Source organism: Streptomyces griseochromogenes, assembly GCF_001542625.1.
In the GTDB taxonomy this organism is placed as follows: Bacteria; Actinomycetota; Actinomycetes; order Streptomycetales; family Streptomycetaceae; genus Streptomyces; species Streptomyces griseochromogenes.
Map to the genome: position 1 here is coordinate 6,918,639 of NZ_CP016279.1, position 14,778 is coordinate 6,933,416.

Annotated in this window: 14 protein-coding genes; 8 read left to right on the plus strand and 6 right to left on the minus strand. The window is 72.2% G+C overall.

The window, feature by feature from the left end; genetic code table 11:
• The first annotated feature begins 104 nt into the window (after positions 1-104).
• The gene (locus AVL59_RS29635; protein WP_067310459.1) at positions 105-1,070 is read left to right on the plus strand and encodes an O-antigen ligase family protein; all 966 of its coding nucleotides are present in this window, start codon (positions 105-107) and stop codon (positions 1,068-1,070) included.
• Positions 1,071-1,173: 103 nt separating this feature from the next.
• On the opposite strand, the gene AVL59_RS29640 is transcribed toward AVL59_RS29635, so the two are convergent.
• Positions 1,174-2,076 (minus strand): LysR family transcriptional regulator, encoded by a 903-nt coding sequence (locus AVL59_RS29640; protein ID WP_067310461.1) that lies wholly within the window; start codon positions 2,074-2,076, stop codon positions 1,174-1,176.
• A 47-nt stretch (positions 2,077-2,123) separates the two neighbouring features.
• Entirely contained in the window at positions 2,124-2,669 is a 546-nt protein-coding gene (locus tag AVL59_RS29645) for a MarR family winged helix-turn-helix transcriptional regulator (RefSeq protein WP_079147067.1), read from the minus strand.
• 109 nt (positions 2,670-2,778) lie between these two features.
• On the opposite strand from AVL59_RS29645, the gene AVL59_RS29650 reads away from it, so the two are divergent.
• The 4 genes from AVL59_RS29650 (at position 2,779) to AVL59_RS29665 (ending at position 7,408) form a co-directional block, all read left to right on the plus strand.
• Positions 2,779-4,047: a multidrug effflux MFS transporter gene (locus tag AVL59_RS29650; RefSeq protein ID WP_067310464.1), complete on the plus strand. Its 1,269-nt coding sequence runs from the start codon at positions 2,779-2,781 to the stop codon at positions 4,045-4,047.
• A gap of 33 nt (positions 4,048-4,080) precedes the next feature.
• On the plus strand, positions 4,081-5,337 hold the full coding sequence (locus AVL59_RS29655) for an acyl-CoA dehydrogenase family protein (RefSeq protein WP_067310467.1): 1,257 nt from the start codon (positions 4,081-4,083) through the stop codon (positions 5,335-5,337).
• The gene (locus AVL59_RS29660; protein ID WP_067310470.1) at positions 5,334-6,149 is read left to right on the plus strand and encodes an NAD(P)-dependent oxidoreductase; all 816 of its coding nucleotides are present in this window, start codon (positions 5,334-5,336) and stop codon (positions 6,147-6,149) included. Before AVL59_RS29655 ends, AVL59_RS29660 begins: the two co-directional genes overlap by 4 nt.
• Before the next feature lie 104 nt (positions 6,150-6,253).
• Positions 6,254-7,408: a prephenate dehydrogenase gene (locus AVL59_RS29665; protein WP_237281724.1), complete on the plus strand. Its 1,155-nt coding sequence runs from the start codon at positions 6,254-6,256 to the stop codon at positions 7,406-7,408.
• Positions 7,409-7,507: 99 nt separating this feature from the next.
• On the opposite strand, the gene AVL59_RS29670 is transcribed toward AVL59_RS29665, so the two are convergent.
• Genes AVL59_RS29670 through AVL59_RS29680 form a run of 3 tightly spaced genes read right to left on the minus strand, consistent with a single transcriptional unit; the run spans position 7,508 to position 10,011 of the window.
• The gene (locus tag AVL59_RS29670) at positions 7,508-8,974 is read right to left on the minus strand and encodes an acyl-CoA synthetase (protein ID WP_067310473.1); all 1,467 of its coding nucleotides are present in this window, start codon (positions 8,972-8,974) and stop codon (positions 7,508-7,510) included.
• Positions 8,971-9,357 carry a MoaF-related domain-containing protein gene (locus AVL59_RS29675; RefSeq protein WP_067310476.1) on the minus strand — a complete coding sequence of 129 codons (387 nt, stop codon included), beginning with the start codon at positions 9,355-9,357 and terminating at the stop codon, positions 8,971-8,973. Before AVL59_RS29675 ends, AVL59_RS29670 begins: the two co-directional genes overlap by 4 nt.
• 45 nt (positions 9,358-9,402) lie before the next feature.
• On the minus strand, positions 9,403-10,011 hold the full coding sequence (locus AVL59_RS29680) for an NADPH-dependent FMN reductase (RefSeq protein ID WP_067310479.1): 609 nt from the start codon (positions 10,009-10,011) through the stop codon (positions 9,403-9,405).
• 217 nt (positions 10,012-10,228) lie between these two features.
• Here AVL59_RS29680 and AVL59_RS29685 point away from each other — a divergent pair, with 217 nt between their 5' ends.
• Genes AVL59_RS29685 through AVL59_RS29695 form a run of 3 tightly spaced genes read left to right on the plus strand, consistent with a single transcriptional unit; the run spans position 10,229 to position 14,127 of the window.
• Complete coding sequence (locus AVL59_RS29685) at positions 10,229-11,836, plus strand: HAL/PAL/TAL family ammonia-lyase (protein WP_067310482.1); 1,608 nt, start codon at positions 10,229-10,231, stop codon at positions 11,834-11,836.
• A 27-nt stretch (positions 11,837-11,863) separates the two neighbouring features.
• Positions 11,864-13,012: a beta-ketoacyl-[acyl-carrier-protein] synthase family protein gene (locus AVL59_RS29690; protein ID WP_067310484.1), complete on the plus strand. Its 1,149-nt coding sequence runs from the start codon at positions 11,864-11,866 to the stop codon at positions 13,010-13,012.
• 41 nt (positions 13,013-13,053) lie between these two features.
• A complete protein-coding gene (locus tag AVL59_RS29695; RefSeq protein WP_067310487.1) occupies positions 13,054-14,127 on the plus strand; it encodes a methyltransferase in 1,074 nt (357 codons plus the stop codon).
• 31 nt (positions 14,128-14,158) lie between these two features.
• Here AVL59_RS29695 and AVL59_RS29700 read toward each other — a convergent pair whose 3' ends face one another.
• Positions 14,159-14,704: a hypothetical protein gene (locus AVL59_RS29700; protein WP_067310490.1), complete on the minus strand. Its 546-nt coding sequence runs from the start codon at positions 14,702-14,704 to the stop codon at positions 14,159-14,161.
• Positions 14,705-14,778 lie beyond the last annotated feature (74 nt).

The following is a 14,778-nucleotide window of genomic DNA, read 5'->3' on the forward strand; positions in this document are numbered from 1 at the left end:
GGTACAAGGGGCGACGGGTGGGGTCGACAGGGACGAGGTCCACTGCCGGCGCGTACGGCGCGGATGCCTACAGCGCCAGGCGAAACGTTTCTGACGGGACGGGCATGATCCTTCTGGGGGCGTGCGCCGCCTGGTCGCTGATCACGGCCGCCGCGCACGACGGCCGGCCCGAGGGTGTCCTGCTCGCCGTGCTCGCCGTGGCCGCCGGCTATGCCGCGGGCCGGATCTCGGGAGCGCTGCTGCCCGTGGCCGCGCCCTGTGCCGGCGCGGCGGCCGGGCTCGTCCTGGCCGTGGCGGTGCCCGACCTCTCCCCCGGTCCCCGGTACGCCGTCCCGCTCGGACACGCCGGTGCCACCACCGCCCTGCTGGCGCTGGCCACCGGCGCGGCATGCTGTGCCGCCTGGGCCGCCCGTGGACCGTTGCCGCGGCTCGGTCTGCGGCTGCTGGCCGCCGGGACCGTACTCGCCGGGGCCGCTGTCGGGTCGGCCATCGGCTGCGCGGCCAGTGCGGCCGTACTGCTGTGCTCGCTCGCCGCGGGCTCGATGCACCACCGCGGCGCCGCCATCGTGGGTCTGGCCCTCGCGGCGGCCCTGGTGGCGGGGACGATCTGGGCACTCGCCGCGGGTGCCCTGCCCGCCGGTCTCGCCGAGGCGCTGGAGGGCCGGCTCACGGCGCACCGGGTCCAGCTGTGGCAGGACGCCCTGCGGCTGGCCCGCCGGGACACGGGCCTCGGCGTCGGTCCCGGCCGGTTCGGCGAGCTGAGCACGGCCGCGTCACAGGGAGCGCTGTCCGACGGCAGACCCCACTCCGCCCCGCTCCAGCAGGCGGCCGAGCAGGGGCTGGTCGGTGTGATCCTGCTGGCCGCCACGTTCGGCTGGGCCCTCCACGCCCTGTGGCGCACCCCGCGCTCCACTCCGGTCGCGCTGACCGCGGGCGCGGCCCTGACCGCGCTGGCCGTGATCGCGGCGGCGGGCAACGCGCTGAGCTTCGCCGCGGTCACGGCGGGCGCGGGGCTGCTGGCGGGATGGGCGACGGCCCGGCCCTGGACGGGCGAGGACGCGGAGCCCTGAGGCCGGATCCGCACGTACGCGAAGGGCACCGAGACGTGCCGGGGTCTTGACCGGACTCGGCGAGAACGACGGCAGGTCCCGGCCTCGGGCACAGCACGGGCCGTCATCCCTGGAGGGTCACACCTCCGCGGGCAGGGGCTTCCTGCGTCGTGTAGTCGCTCATCACCCGGTGCACCGCGGCCCGGACGGTCCCGGTGAGGTCGTCGGCGAGGCGGGATCCGGCCGTGAGGACGACCGGCAGGCTGCGTACGGGCTCGGGCAGCAGGTCCGGGGGCAGGACGGGCAGGTGCCAGCGGTGCCCGGCGGCGCTGAACAGCAGGCTGATGCCGAAGCCGGACCGGGTGACGGTGACGACGTCCTCGACGCCGACGCCCTCGTAGGCGACGTGCCAGGTGATCCGGCGTTCGGTCAGGGTGTCCTCGGCGAGCCGGCGCAGGGGCGCCTCGCGCTCGGCGAACACGGCGAGCGGTACCGGGTTGGTCTCGGTCAGCAGACCGGCGTGGCCGAACCAGGTGCACTCGACGGCGCCGATGACCTCGTCCGCGGGGCCCTCGGGGGCGCCGAGCCGCACCACCATGTCGACGGCGCCTTCGGCCAGCTGGTCGCTGAGGTGGCCTCCCGGGCCGGTCTGGACGGACATCCGGGGGAGGGGGACATGCTCCTGGAGGGCGGTGATGAGGTTCGGGATGACACCGACGAGGGTGTCGCACACGCCGAGGGTGAGGCGGTGGCCCCGCTTGGCGGCCGACAGGCGCAGGACGAGTTCGTCATTGGTGCGCACGAGCTGCCGGGCGAAGCGCAGCAGCTCCTCGCCGGTGGCGGACAGACGCAGGCTCTGGCCGGTCTCGCGGAAGACGGGTTCGCCGATGAGGGCGTTCAGCTTGCTGATGTGCTGGGAGACGGCGGGCTGGGAGATGTTGAGGACTTCGGAGGCACGGCGGAAGCCTCCGGTGTCCACGATGGTGACCAAGGTACGCAAAGGGCGTATGTCGAGATCGCGTCGCACGATGTGTGTCCCCCGTTGATTCGATTTCCTTATGGCCCCTGGGTGCCTCAGGGGCCGGTGGTGCGGGTGTTCAGGACATCCGCCGCCTCCTGTGGGAGCGGGGAGCGGCGCAGCATGGCGTTGATGAGCAGATCGAGGGCCTCGGTGACGTTCCGCTGCTCGCCCTCGCTGAGCTGGGAGAGCAGATCGGCCTCCTTGGCGAGCCGTTGCGGGAACACCTCGTCGGTGAGCCGTCTGCCCTGGTCGGTGAGGCAGACCAGGGCCGCGCGCCGGTCGGCGGGGTTCGGCTCGCGCACGACCAGGCCCCGCTTCTCCATCTTGGCCAGGATGTTGCTCATCGCCGCGCGTGAACAGCCGCGCAGCACCGCGATGTTGCGGGCGATCAGCGGGGTCTCGGCATGCCGGAGGGTGATGAGGACGTCCAGCTCGCTGGAGGTGAGCTGGGCACCGGCGAGGGTGGTCTGGGCCTCGAGTTCGGCCAGCACGTGCAGGCGCCTGAGGCGCCCGAAGATGCCCATCGAGTGGGTGTCGAGATCAGGCCGGGCCTGACGCCACCAGCCCGCTACGAGGTCGGTGGGAGTGGAAGGGATCACGGAACAGCCTCCATATTGTTAACCACTGAACCATAGTGTAACTATCTTGGGCGGGGTCACCGGCCGGGCACCCCTGCGACTCAACCCTCTTCGTACGGAAGGTCGTTCCATGGAAGCCCATCCGCTCCACGCCGCGCCGCCACGTCGAGGGGGCGCGGTCATCCTGCTCCTCGCCTTACTCACGGCGATCACCCCCTTGGCCACGGACATGCTGCTGCCCGGCTTCCCGGACATGGCCGATGACCTGCACGCCAGTGACTCCAGCGTGCAGCTGGCCCTGACCGCCTATCTGCTGGGCATGCTGATCGGGCAGCTCCTCCTCGGTCCCGTCAGCGACTCGACGGGCCGCCGCAGACTGCTGATCTGGGGCTCGGCGCTGTTCGCCGTGTTCTCCCTGCTGTGCGCGTTCGCCACGAACGCCGAGCTGCTCGACGCGGCCCGTGTCCTGCAGGGTGTGTCCGGCTCCGCCGGCATGGTTCTCGCGCGTGCCGTCGTCGGCGACTGGTATCGCGGCGCGGAGGCGGCCAAGCGCTTCTCCATCCTGTCGGTCATCTTCGCCGTCGCCCCGATCATCGCCCCCGTCCTCGGCGGCCTGATCATTCGCGCCTCCTCCTGGCGGGCCCTGTTCGTGGTCCTCGCCGTCCTCAGCGTGATCCTCATGGCTGCCGTGGCCACCGGGCTCCCGGAGTCCCTGCCGCCCGGGCAGCGGCACAAGGGCGGGGTCGGCCCGGCGTTCAAGGCCATGAAGGAGCTGCTCGGGCAGCGGCCGTTCCTCGGGTACGTGCTCACGTTCTCCTTCGCCAACATCGCCCTGTTCGCCTACATCTCCGGCTCCAGCTTCGTCTTCCAGGACATCTACGACCTGTCCGAGACCGAGTACAGCCTGTCCTTCGCGCTCACCGCGATCGGCGTCCTGATCGGCGGTGCCATGGTCGCGAACCTCGCCGCGAAGGCCGGCCTGAACCGGCTCCTCACCCTCGGTGTCGGCGTCGGCGTCATCGCCTCCGCCGCGCACGCCGTCGTCGCCGTGTCCGCGGGGAACACGCTCGCCACCTCGCTGATCTTCATGTTCCTGTGCATGTTCGCGATGGGCCTGACGATTCCGTCGGTCATGACGATCGGCCAGGAGATCGGCCGCCGGTCCGGGGGAGCCGCCTCCGCCCTCATCGGCGCGGGGCAGTGCCTCTTCGGCGGTATCGCCGCCCCTGTCGTCGGCGCGTTCGGCACCGACAGCGACAAGCCCATGGCCACCCTCATGATCATCGGTTTCGCCGCCGCCCTCCTCTGTCTCGTCGCCATCGCCCGGCCCTGGCAGCGCCAGGGCGAGCTCACGCCCGGCACGGACGAGACGGCCCCGGCCGCCGCTCCCGTGCACTGACCCGACCACCGGCAGCAAGGACTTCCACAGCTCATGACCACCGCCACCCGCACCGAGCCCGCCAGAGCGGTCCGCTGGGACGCTCCGCCCGCCTCCGCGGCCGACGTCCTCACCCGCGCCCGCCACGCCATCCCGCTCCTGCGCGACGCCGCCTCGCGCATCGAGGAGCGGCGGCGACTGCCCGACGACATCGTGGACGTCCTGCGCCAGGTCGGAGCGTGGCGGGCCGTCATGCCCACCGAGTGGGGCGGTCCCGAACTCACCTCGCCCGAACAGGCCCAGCTCCTCGAACTCCTCGCCCAGGGCGACGCCTCGGCCGCCTGGTGCGCGATGATCGGCATGGATTCCGGTATCTACGCCGGATACCTCGACGACGGCGTGGCCAGGGAGCTGTACCAGGACCTCGACACCATCACCGCCGGGGCGCTGTTCCCCACGGGGAAGGCGGAGAAGGTCACCGGTGGCTATGTGATCAGCGGGCAGTGGCGGTTCGCGTCCTGCGTCCACCACTGCCAGGTACTGATGGCCTCCTGCCTCGTCCACGAGGACGGCGTGCCGGTCCCGGACCCGCTCACCGGCCAACCCCGCCAGTGGCGGGTGTTCGCGGCCCGGCCCGGGCAGTTCGAGATCCACGACACCTGGTACACCACCGGCCTCGCCGGATCCGGCAGCAACGACTACTCCTGCCAGGACCTGTTCGTCCCCGCCGAGCACGCCTTCGCCCTGACCCGGCCCCGGCGGCCCGGCCCGCTGCTGCGCACCCCGGACGCGGTGCAGCGCAAGATGCCCGGCATCCCCCTCGGCCTCGCCCGCGCCGCCCTCGACCACGCCGTCGACCTCGCGGAGGGCCGCGCCGACCGCGAGACCGGAACGCCGTGGACGAGCGACTTCCGGGTGCACGAGGCGATCGGCCGCTCCCAGATGGAACTCAACGCCGCCCGCGCGAGCGTGTACGAGTCACTGTCCCTGCAGTGGGAGGTGCTGTGCGGCGACCGGGAGGACCTGCGCAAGGAACGCATCGACGCCGCGCTCGCGCGGACCTTCGCCTTCCAGACCGCCCGCCGCGTCGTGCAGCGCCTGTACGACCTGGTCGGCGGTGCCGCGGTCTACCGCAGGACCAGCCCGTTCGACCGGTGGCTGCGCGATGTGAACACGATGTGCCAGCACGCCGTGGCCCAGGACGCCGTGCTGCAGATGGCCGGCGTCGTCGCCCTCGGGGGCGAGCCGCCCAACCCGGTCAACCCGGCGCTGGCCGTCTCCCTTCCGGCCGTCCGGGAGCCGCAGTCGTGAGGATCGCCGTGATCGGGCACACCGGCATGACCGGCACCGCCCTCGTCGACACACTGCTCCGCCGTGGCCACGAGGTGACCGGCATCGCCCGCCGCGCCACGAGCGGCGACGCCCCGGACAACCTCGCACACGTCGTCTGCGACGTCTTCGACGTCCCCGCGCTCGGCGAGGTGCTGGCCGGCCACGACGTCGTGGTCTCCTGCTTCTCGGGCGGCCACGAGGTCGATCCGGAGGTCTACTACCGGCAGGCCGAGGGAACCCGCCGCATCATCCAGGCGTTCCGGCGCTCCGGCGCCGGCTACCTGATGTACGTCGGGGGCGCCGCCTCCCTGTACGTCGATCCGCACACGCAGATGTTCGACGACCCGCGCTTTCCCGCCTGGTACTTCGGCAGCATGCCCGCCGAGCACCTGAGCTGGCTGGGCGACATCACCGGTGAGGGCTTCTTCCACGAGGCCGCCCGGCGCAAGGAGAGCGGCCTCGTCCCGGCCGGGGCGAGCGACCCCGAACTGGAGAAGCGCGTCGAGTCCTGGACGCGCGTCCCCCTGCTGGAGGGCTGCCGCATCGCGCTCGATCTGTTCGAGCACCGCACCGACTTCCGGTGGAGCTTCCTGTCCCCGCCCTGGCTCTACCGGCCGGGCCCCGGGCAGGGCTGCTACCACCTGGGCGTCGACTACATGCTCTTCGACCGGGGTGTGCCCGCCGGCATCGACCTCCCGGACCTGGCCCTCGCCCTCGCCGACGAAGCCGAGCGGCAGGCCCTCGTCCACAAGCACTGGACCGTCGCCGGACGCTGCGACTGCCGGGCCTGATCCCGGCCCGCGGCGCCCACCGACCCGCCGGCCTCGCCCCCTGCCGGGCGGGGCCGGCACCCGTTACCCGACAGGATCCGGAAGACCAGCTTCAGGAGAACCCGTTGCACAGCCCCATACTCGGTCCGGCCCCGGCGCCCCCGCCCGCCGACGACCAGCGCGTCCTGGGCACCGTGGCCGTCGTCGGCACCGGTCTGATCGGCACCTCCATCGCCCTCGCCCTCACGGGCCAGGGCGTCACCGTCCACCTCGACGACCATGACCCCGCCCATGCCCGAACGGCCGCCTCCCTCGGCGCCGGCGTCACCGAGACCGCGGACGGCCCGGTGGACCTCGCCGTCATCGCCGTACCGCCCGCGCACGTCGGCCGGACCCTGCGCGCCTTGCAGCGGCGGGGCGTCGCACGGGCTTACACGGACGTCGCCAGTGTGAAGGTCCAGCCCTGGCGGGACGTCGTCGCCCTCGGCTGTGACGCCGGGACCTATGTCGGCGGCCACCCCATGGCCGGTCGCGAGCGTTCCGGTCCTCTCGCCGCCCAGGCTGGGCTCTTCGACGGCCGCGCCTGGGTGCTCTCCCCCTCCCGGCGCACCGGTCCCTACGCCCTGCGGGCGGCGACGGAACTCGTCCACCGCTGCGGCGCGGTACCGGTGATGATGACGCCGGGCCTGCACGACAGCGCCGTGGCCCTCGTCTCCCACGCGCCCCATGTCGTCTCCGCGCTGATGGCCGCGCGCCTCCAGTACGCCACCGACGGCGAACTCCGCCTGGCCGGGCAGGGCCTGCGCGACGTCACCCGTATCGCGGGCGGGGACCCGGACCTGTGGGTGGAGATCCTCACCGCCAATTCCGCCGCCGTGGCCGACGTCCTCGAGGACCTCGCCCAGGATCTGGAAGGCGTCGCGAACGCGCTGCGCCGCTCCTCCCAGGCCGGACAGGATGTGCGGCGCGAGGGCGCGGAGCTGGTCCGGCACACTCTCCGGCGCGGGCAGACGGGCCACGGCCGCCTGCCCGGCAAGCACGGCGGCGCGCGGATCCCGTGCGAGGCCGTCCTGGTCCGCATCGGGGACGAACCCGGGGAGCTCGCCCGGCTGCTCGACGACACCCGCACGCTCGGGGTGAACATCGAGGACGTCACGATCCAGCACGACGCGGGCCGTTCGGGCACGGTCGAGCTGCTCGTCGCGGCCGGGGCGGCCGAGAAGCTCGCCTGCGAGCTGGGGCGGCAGGGCTGGCCGTGCGAGGTCGGCGAGGGCGCGTAGGAGGGGTGCGCCGGAGCGCCCGTGCCGATGCCGCACGGGCGCTCCGGGATCGTGAAGTCGCCGGCCGAGCTGTGCGGTCGGCCGGTCAGGACACCCGCCTCACGCGCTGTCGTCCCGCAGGGCCCGTCTGATGACCTTGCCGCTGCCGGTACGGGGGAGGTCCCCTCTGATCCGGACGCGGCGCGGGATCTTGAACGCGGCGACGCGGTCGCGCAGTTGGGACAGTACCTGCTCCTCGGTGACGGCGCCCGGGTGCTCCGGGACGACGTGCGCGACGCCGACCTCGCCCCACCGCTCGTCGGGTACGCCGACGACCGCGGACTCCTTCACCCCGTCCAGCGCGTCGATGGCGGCCTCGACCTCGGCCGGATGGATGTTCTCCCCACCGGAGATGATGACGTCCTTGGTCCGCCCCACGACCTCGACCCAGCCTTCCTCGCCGACCCGCACGATGTCCCCGGAGCGCAGCCAGCCGTCGGTGAACACCGCCGCGGTGTCGGCCGGGCGTCTCCAGTAGCCGGTGAAGACGTTCGGCCCGCGCACGAGCAGTTCCCCCGGGCCTTCGGGTACCGGACCGTCGAGGCGGATGTCGCTGAAGAAGTGCACGGGCCCGGCCGACAACGGGCGCTCGGCGGCACCGCGGGCGGTGGCGAGAGTGACCCCGGGCGCGGCTTCGGTCATGCCGTAGCCATGCAGCAGGGTCACCCCGCGCCGCTGCCAGGCGCGGGCCACGCGCGCGGAGGCGGGCGAGCCGCCGTAGATGACGTAGCGCAGGCCGGACAGGTCGGTGTGCGCGAAGTCCGGGTGCTCGCAGAGCATCTGGAGCATGGTCGGCACGGCGGAGAAGCAGGTGACGCGCCGCACGGCGATCGTCCTCAGGGTGGCGTCCGGGCGGAAGCGGTCCACGATCACGGTGCCGCCCTTGAACAGCGTGGGCAGACTCGCCTGACCGAGGCCGGTGGCGTGGAAGAGCGGGGCGACGCACAGGGCGACGTCGGTGGAGAGGACGTCGACGTGGGCGATCTGGTTGAGGGTGTTGAAGAGCAGGTTGCCGTGGGTGAGGACGGCCCCCTTGGGGAGGCCGGTGGTACCGGAGGTGTAGAGGACGACGGCCGGGTCGTCGAGGCCGACCGTGCGCCGCGGCGGCCGGGCCACTTCGCCGGTCATGGCCTCCTGCTCCGCGGGACCCGCGACCAGGCCTGCGCCGCCACAGGTCTCTTCGGCCACCTGCGCGTGCTCGGGGCCGTGGAAGACGGCGGCCGGGGCGCAGTCCTTCATGAGGTGGGTGATCTCGGCCGGTGCGAGACGGGGACTGAGGGGGACGAAGAGCGCGCCGAGGCGGCCCGCGGCGAAGAAGAGCTCGAAGGCGCCCAGGCTGTTCCAGCCGAGGTGGGCGATCCGGTCGCCGCTGCGGACGCCGCGCGCGGCCAGGGCCCCGGCGAGCCCGTCGACGCGCTCGGCGAGCCGCGCGTACGACAGCGTCCGCTCGCCCTGGCGCAGGGCGGTGCCGGCGGGATCGATGCGGGCCCGTCGGTGCGGCCAGCTGCCGATGCCCTGGTCGCTCACAGGTGCGACTCCTCCGGCAGCTGGACGACGCTGATGTGCCCCAGGTCGAAGAACTCCCACTGATTGGGCGGCATCATCGCGCTCACGTGGACGAGCCGCTCCGCCAGGTCGACGAGGAGGGTCACGTGGATACCGGGCTTGACGATCCAGGTGACCAGGTACAGCTCGCAGCGGATGAGCCGGGCACGGTAGGGCAGGGTGACGGTGTGCGGGGGCGCCGATCCTTCGAGAAGGTGGAAGGTGAGGGTCTGCGGGTCGAATTCCATCCGGTAGCGGTTTCCGGTGGAGTACGTGTATTCGATGACGGTGCCCGCGAGTTCGGTGGTGGAGGGCCCGCCAATCTTGTCGTTCTGCGGTGGCGGGGCGAATCCGTTGCCGGTCATTTCGGCGCCTTTCAGAGAGATGAAACGGGTGCGAGGGGCCGGGATTCAGGCCCGTACGGGATGACGTTCCCCGGGTGCGGACGCGGTGTGTGCACTGCGCATGCGGGCGAATTCCACGACCTGTCGGGCCATCGTGCGCAGCTGGTCGTGGATGCGCGGGTCCTGGCAGGCGCCGACCGCGTCGAAGACGTCGCGGGGGGTGTCGATGCTCACGCCCGGCGGGCTGGGCCGGCCGCGCGGCGCATGGACGGTGACCCGCAGTGAGGCGAGGGCGGACGCGGCTCCCTGGGCTCCGCGGGCGGTGGTGAGGCAGCCGACCGGGCGCTCGCCGAAGTACGGCCGCGGCCGCGAGCGGAGGTCTTCGGCGTGGTCGAGGACGTTCTTCCTCAAGCCGGAGAGAGTGCCGTGGCAGGCGTGTGCGGCGATGACGAGGCCGTCGGCCGATCCCATCAGCTCGACCAGACGCCGGCGCAGCGGGTCGCCCGTGTGCTCGGGGGCGTAGTGCGGCAGGGCGAGGCCGGGGCCGGTCAGGCACACCGTGCGCGCGCCGAGTTGTCCGGCCCCGCGCAGCGCCGCACGCAGGGCTCGCTCGGTGGAGGAGCCCTGCCGGGTGGATCCGCCGACGCCGACGATCGTCAAAGGAACGCGCGTCACCCGTTTCTCCTTGCCTGTAAAAGGGAATTCGACTCTCCGGACCGGACGGGGTGCAGCAGAACCCTATTCGCGAGGCCCGCCCCGAAGTGATCAGGAGCCCTTATCGGGCCTATAAGGGCTCGCTGTTGGCCGCCGTCACCCATCGGAATCTAGGGTCGGTCGCATTCCCGTTCCGCACCCGCAGCCCTGGCGTGCCCGCTATCGGAAAGGCCCAGCAGTGACGGATGTCATCATCGACGGCAAGTCCCTGACCCTGCAGGACGTGGAGGCCGTCGCCCGCCCCGGACGCGACCGGGCTCTCGTCCACACCGATGTCGCCCAGAAGGCCTCGGTGCGCTCCCGGAATCTGAAGCTCGACCTCATCGCCACCGGCCGGCCCATCTACGGCGTCACCACCGGCTTCGGCGACAGCGTGACCAACCAGATCGCCCCTCAGAAGGCGGCCGAGCTCCAGCGCCACCTGGTCACCTACCACCTCAACGGCACCGGTCCGCAGGCCCCCGCCGAGGTGGTGCGCGCCACCCTGCTGATCCGCGCCAACTGCCTGGCCCGCGGTAACTCGGGGGTCCAGACCGAGATCATCGACCTGCTGCTGGACTTCCTCCGGCACGACATCCTTCCCCAGGTCCCCGAGCGGGGCTCCGTCGGTGCCTCGGGCGACCTGGTCCCGCTGTGCTACGTCGCCAACGCCCTGTTCGGCGAGGGGGAGGTCGCCTTCCGCGGCGAGATCCGCGACACCGCCGACGTCCTGCGGGAAGTGGGCCTCCAGCCGGTCACCCCGGAGGCCAAGGACGGTCTCGGCCTCATCAACGGCACCTCGTTCTCGGCCGCGTTCGCCGTCCTGGCCACCCAGGACGCCGCCCGCCTCGCCGCCGTCACCGACCTCGCCACGGCACTCGCCTCCGAGGCCCTGCTCGGCAACCGCGGACACTTCGACGCCTTCATCCACGAGCAGCGGCCCCACCGCGGCCAGCTCGCCTCGGCGGCCCACCTCACCGAACTCCTCGACGGCTCCGCGCTGTCCCTCCCCCACGACCAGGTCGTGGACGCGAACGACCCCCTCGACGGCAGGGGCCACGGCAAGCTCAGGCGCAGCATCCAGGACCGCTACAGTCTGCGCTGCGCGCCGCATGTCACCGGCGTCCTGCGGGACACCGTGGAGTGGGTGGACCGCTGGCTGGAGACCGAGATCAACGCCTCCACCGACAACCCGCTCTTCGACGCCGAGTCCGGACGCGTCCACTCCGGCGGCAACTTCTACGCCGGCCACGTCGTCCAGGCCATGGACTCGCTCAAGGTGGCCGTCGCCTCCGTCGCCGACCTCCTCGACCGGCAGCTCCAGCTGCTCGTGGACGTCAAGTTCAACAACGGGCTGACCGAGAACCTCATACCGCCCACCGCCGGCGACGCCTGGGAGAAGGGCCTGCACCACGGCTTCAAGGGCATGCAGCTCGCCTGCTCCGCCCTCACCGCCGAAGCCCTCAAGCACGCGGGCCCCGCCACCGTGCACTCCCGCTCCACCGAGGCCCACAACCAGGACAAGGTGTCGATGGCCCCGATCGCCGCCCGCGACGCCCGCCGCATCCTGGAACTCACCCAGGAAGTTGCCGCGATCCAGCTCCTCGCGGCCTGCCAGGCCCTCGATCTGCGGGGCACCGACGCCATGGCCCCGCGTACCCGGGCGGTGCACGACCTGATCCGGTCCGAGGTGCCGTTCGTGGACGCCGACCGGCGTATGGACGGCGACATCCGCAAGGTCGTCGCCCTCATCACCTCGGGTGCCCTCCTGGCCGCCGCCGCAACCCGCGACACCCTCGCCGCCTGACCGGCACCCCGTACCGAAAGGACAGCCTTGACCACCGCGGCCCAGACCGATCCGGTCCTGCTCGCCATCGCAGCCGAGCTGCCCGAGCCCGCCTTCTCCACCGGGGACCTGCTCGACGCGAGCAAGGGCATGTTCTCCGGGCGGCTCACCGCCATGCTCGCCACGCTGGGCATCGACAAGCGCCACTCCGTGCTCGCGAACTACCCCGACGTCGTCTTCCACGGCGCCGACCCCCGGCCCGACACCCTCACCGCCGACCTCGCCGTCCGGTCCGCGCGCACCGCGCTCGCCAAGTCCGGCGTCGACCCGGCGGGGATCGGTCTCGTCCTCGGCGTCACCTCCAGCCCCGGCCGGCTTCTGCCGTCCCTGGTGTGCGACGTCATCGCCCGGATGCCCGAACTTCCCCGCGACTGCGCCAACCTGGCCATCGAGTACATGGGCTGCTCCGCCATGGCCAAGGTCGTGGACACCGCCCGCTGGTACCTCACCGCCCACCCCGGCAAGAAGGTGCTCGCCGTCTTCACCGAGGCCATCACCCCGCTCTCGCCGCCACTGGACCGGACGGGATACGGGCACTTCACCGAAGTCCTGCCCGAGGAGCGCCAGCGCACCGTCGACGCGCTGCACTCCTTCCTGTTCGCCGACGCCTCCGTGGCCATGGTCTTCGGCGGCGAGGGCCCGGGGCCGGTGTTCGGACCGGTCGCGAACCTCACCAACGACCTGCCGGAAGACACCGAACTCGGCACCGTCCCCGACGGCGGCTCCGACCTCCCCGTCGTACTCGCCGAGCACGGCCGCCGTCTCTACACCCTCTCCCCCGAGGTGACACCGCGCGGCGGCCACTACGCCCGACAGACCGCCCGCGCGGCGCTGGCCGCGCCCGGCTGCGCGCTCGCCGCGCCCGCCGACGCGGTGGCCCTGCTCCTGCACACCGGGTCCACGCGCATCCTCGACTCGCTGTGCGCCGAGTTCGGTGTCGCGAGCGACAGCCCGCAGGCGGCCTCGTCGTACACCGTGCTGCGCGAGTACGCGAACACCCTGGGCTGCTCCGTGCCGCTGATGCTGGCCGAGGACACCGAGCGCCCGGCCGGGACCGGCCTCGCCATCGCCTTCGGACTGTCCTTCTCGGCCGGCGCCTTCACGGTCACCTTCCCCGACGGCGGCTGGCGTCCCTGATCCCCGCCGTCCGCCCCACCCGATCCGAGAGGAACCCGAACGTGACCAGCACCGACGCCGACGCCGTCCTCGCGAAGTTCCGGGACTACGTCACCGGCCCCACCCGCTACGCCAACCTGCTCACGGTCTTCGAGCTCGGCATCGTCGCCCAGCTGAAGGCGACCGGCCCCGACGGTATGACCGCCACGCAGCTCGCCGCCGTCACCGGCGTCAGCGCCCACCATGTCGAACAGCTTCTGGAGCTGCCCGTCAAGGACGGGTTCATCGCCCGCGCCCCGCGGACCGGCGCCTACACCCTCGACGGCATCGCGCGGCTCACGGACGAGGAACTCGCCCGGGTCATGCCGTGGCTGCACATGGTCAAGGAGGTGTGCCTGCGGCAGCTGTACCACCTCACCGAGAGCGTCAGGGAGGGCCGCATCGTCGGCCTCGAACAGCTCTACGGTTTCACCGGCAACTTCTACCAGGCCAGCAAGGCGCACCCGGAACTGCACGCCGCCTGGGAGCCCGTGATGCACGCGGTGACCGGGTACATCGACCCCTGGTTCTACAGCCGCCTCGACCTCCCCGCCGGCGCCCGCGTCATCGACATCGCCGGAAACACCGCGCAGGGCGCCGTCCTCGCCCAGAAGTACCACGGCGAGAAGGGCATCCACGTCACCTGTTTCGACCTGCCCGAGAAGGAGGACGAGGCCCTGGACAACATCGCCGGGGCCGGGGTCGGGGACAGCTGCCGCTTCATCGGCGGAGACGCCCTCGCCGAGATCCCCAAGGGCTTCGACGTCGCCATGATCAAGCACTTCCTCGACATGTGGGACCACGACAACGCCCTCAGGATCCTGCGCAACACCTACGAGGCGCTGCCCGCCGGGGGCCGGCTCATCGCCATGCACCTGACCTACCCGGAGGACGGGAACGCCGCCACCGCGGACTTCTTCCCCGCCTACTTCTTCGGCTGCACCATGGCCCAGGGCGGCCCGCAGAAGCTGTCCACCTGGGCCGCCTGGATCGAGGAGGCCGGCTTCAAGATCACCGGGACCGTCGAACAGGACATGACCACCGCGCCCGCCGACACGATCCCGGCGCACAGCATCGTCTACGCCACGAAGGTGTGAGCACCATCACGCACGGCCCGGGCGGGCGGTCTCAGGCGGCGGTGCCCGGTGTGATCGTCCGCAGCCGGGACCTGATCGCCCGGACCGCCGACTCGGCGTTGTCCACGGTGATCGTGAAGGTGTGGCCGTCCCACAGCCGCAGCACGATGCCCTCGCCCCGCCGTACGACGACCGCCGTGCCCTTCTCGGGGCGCCAGCGGTAGCCCCAGCCACCCCAGTGACACGGAGTGACATGCGGGGCGAAGTCGGCGCCGGCGACCTCGGAGAGAGGGATTCGGCGGCGCGGCACACCGATGTGGCCGCAGCGCACCTCGAGGCACTCCTCGTCGAGCCTGAGGTCGACGTGGACGAACGCGAGCGTGCCGAAGAGGACGAGCAGGCCGGCCGCGATGCAGCCCACGACGGACATCGCCAGCGGGGCGATCCCGGAGGTCCAGGCCGACTCCACGGCAAGCTCGATGCCGAGCGCCATACAGCCCGCGCCGACCAGCGCCAGCAGCCACTGGACCCGGTTGGTGGCGCGTCCGGTCCAGACGTCGGGGTGCGAGGCGTCCTCGGCGTGGCGGTGCTCCCTCATGTTTATGAGGTTACTCAGGTTTCGCTGCGCGGGTAGTCGCTCGCGGAGGGTGACCGGCTGGTGTGCCCCGAGCG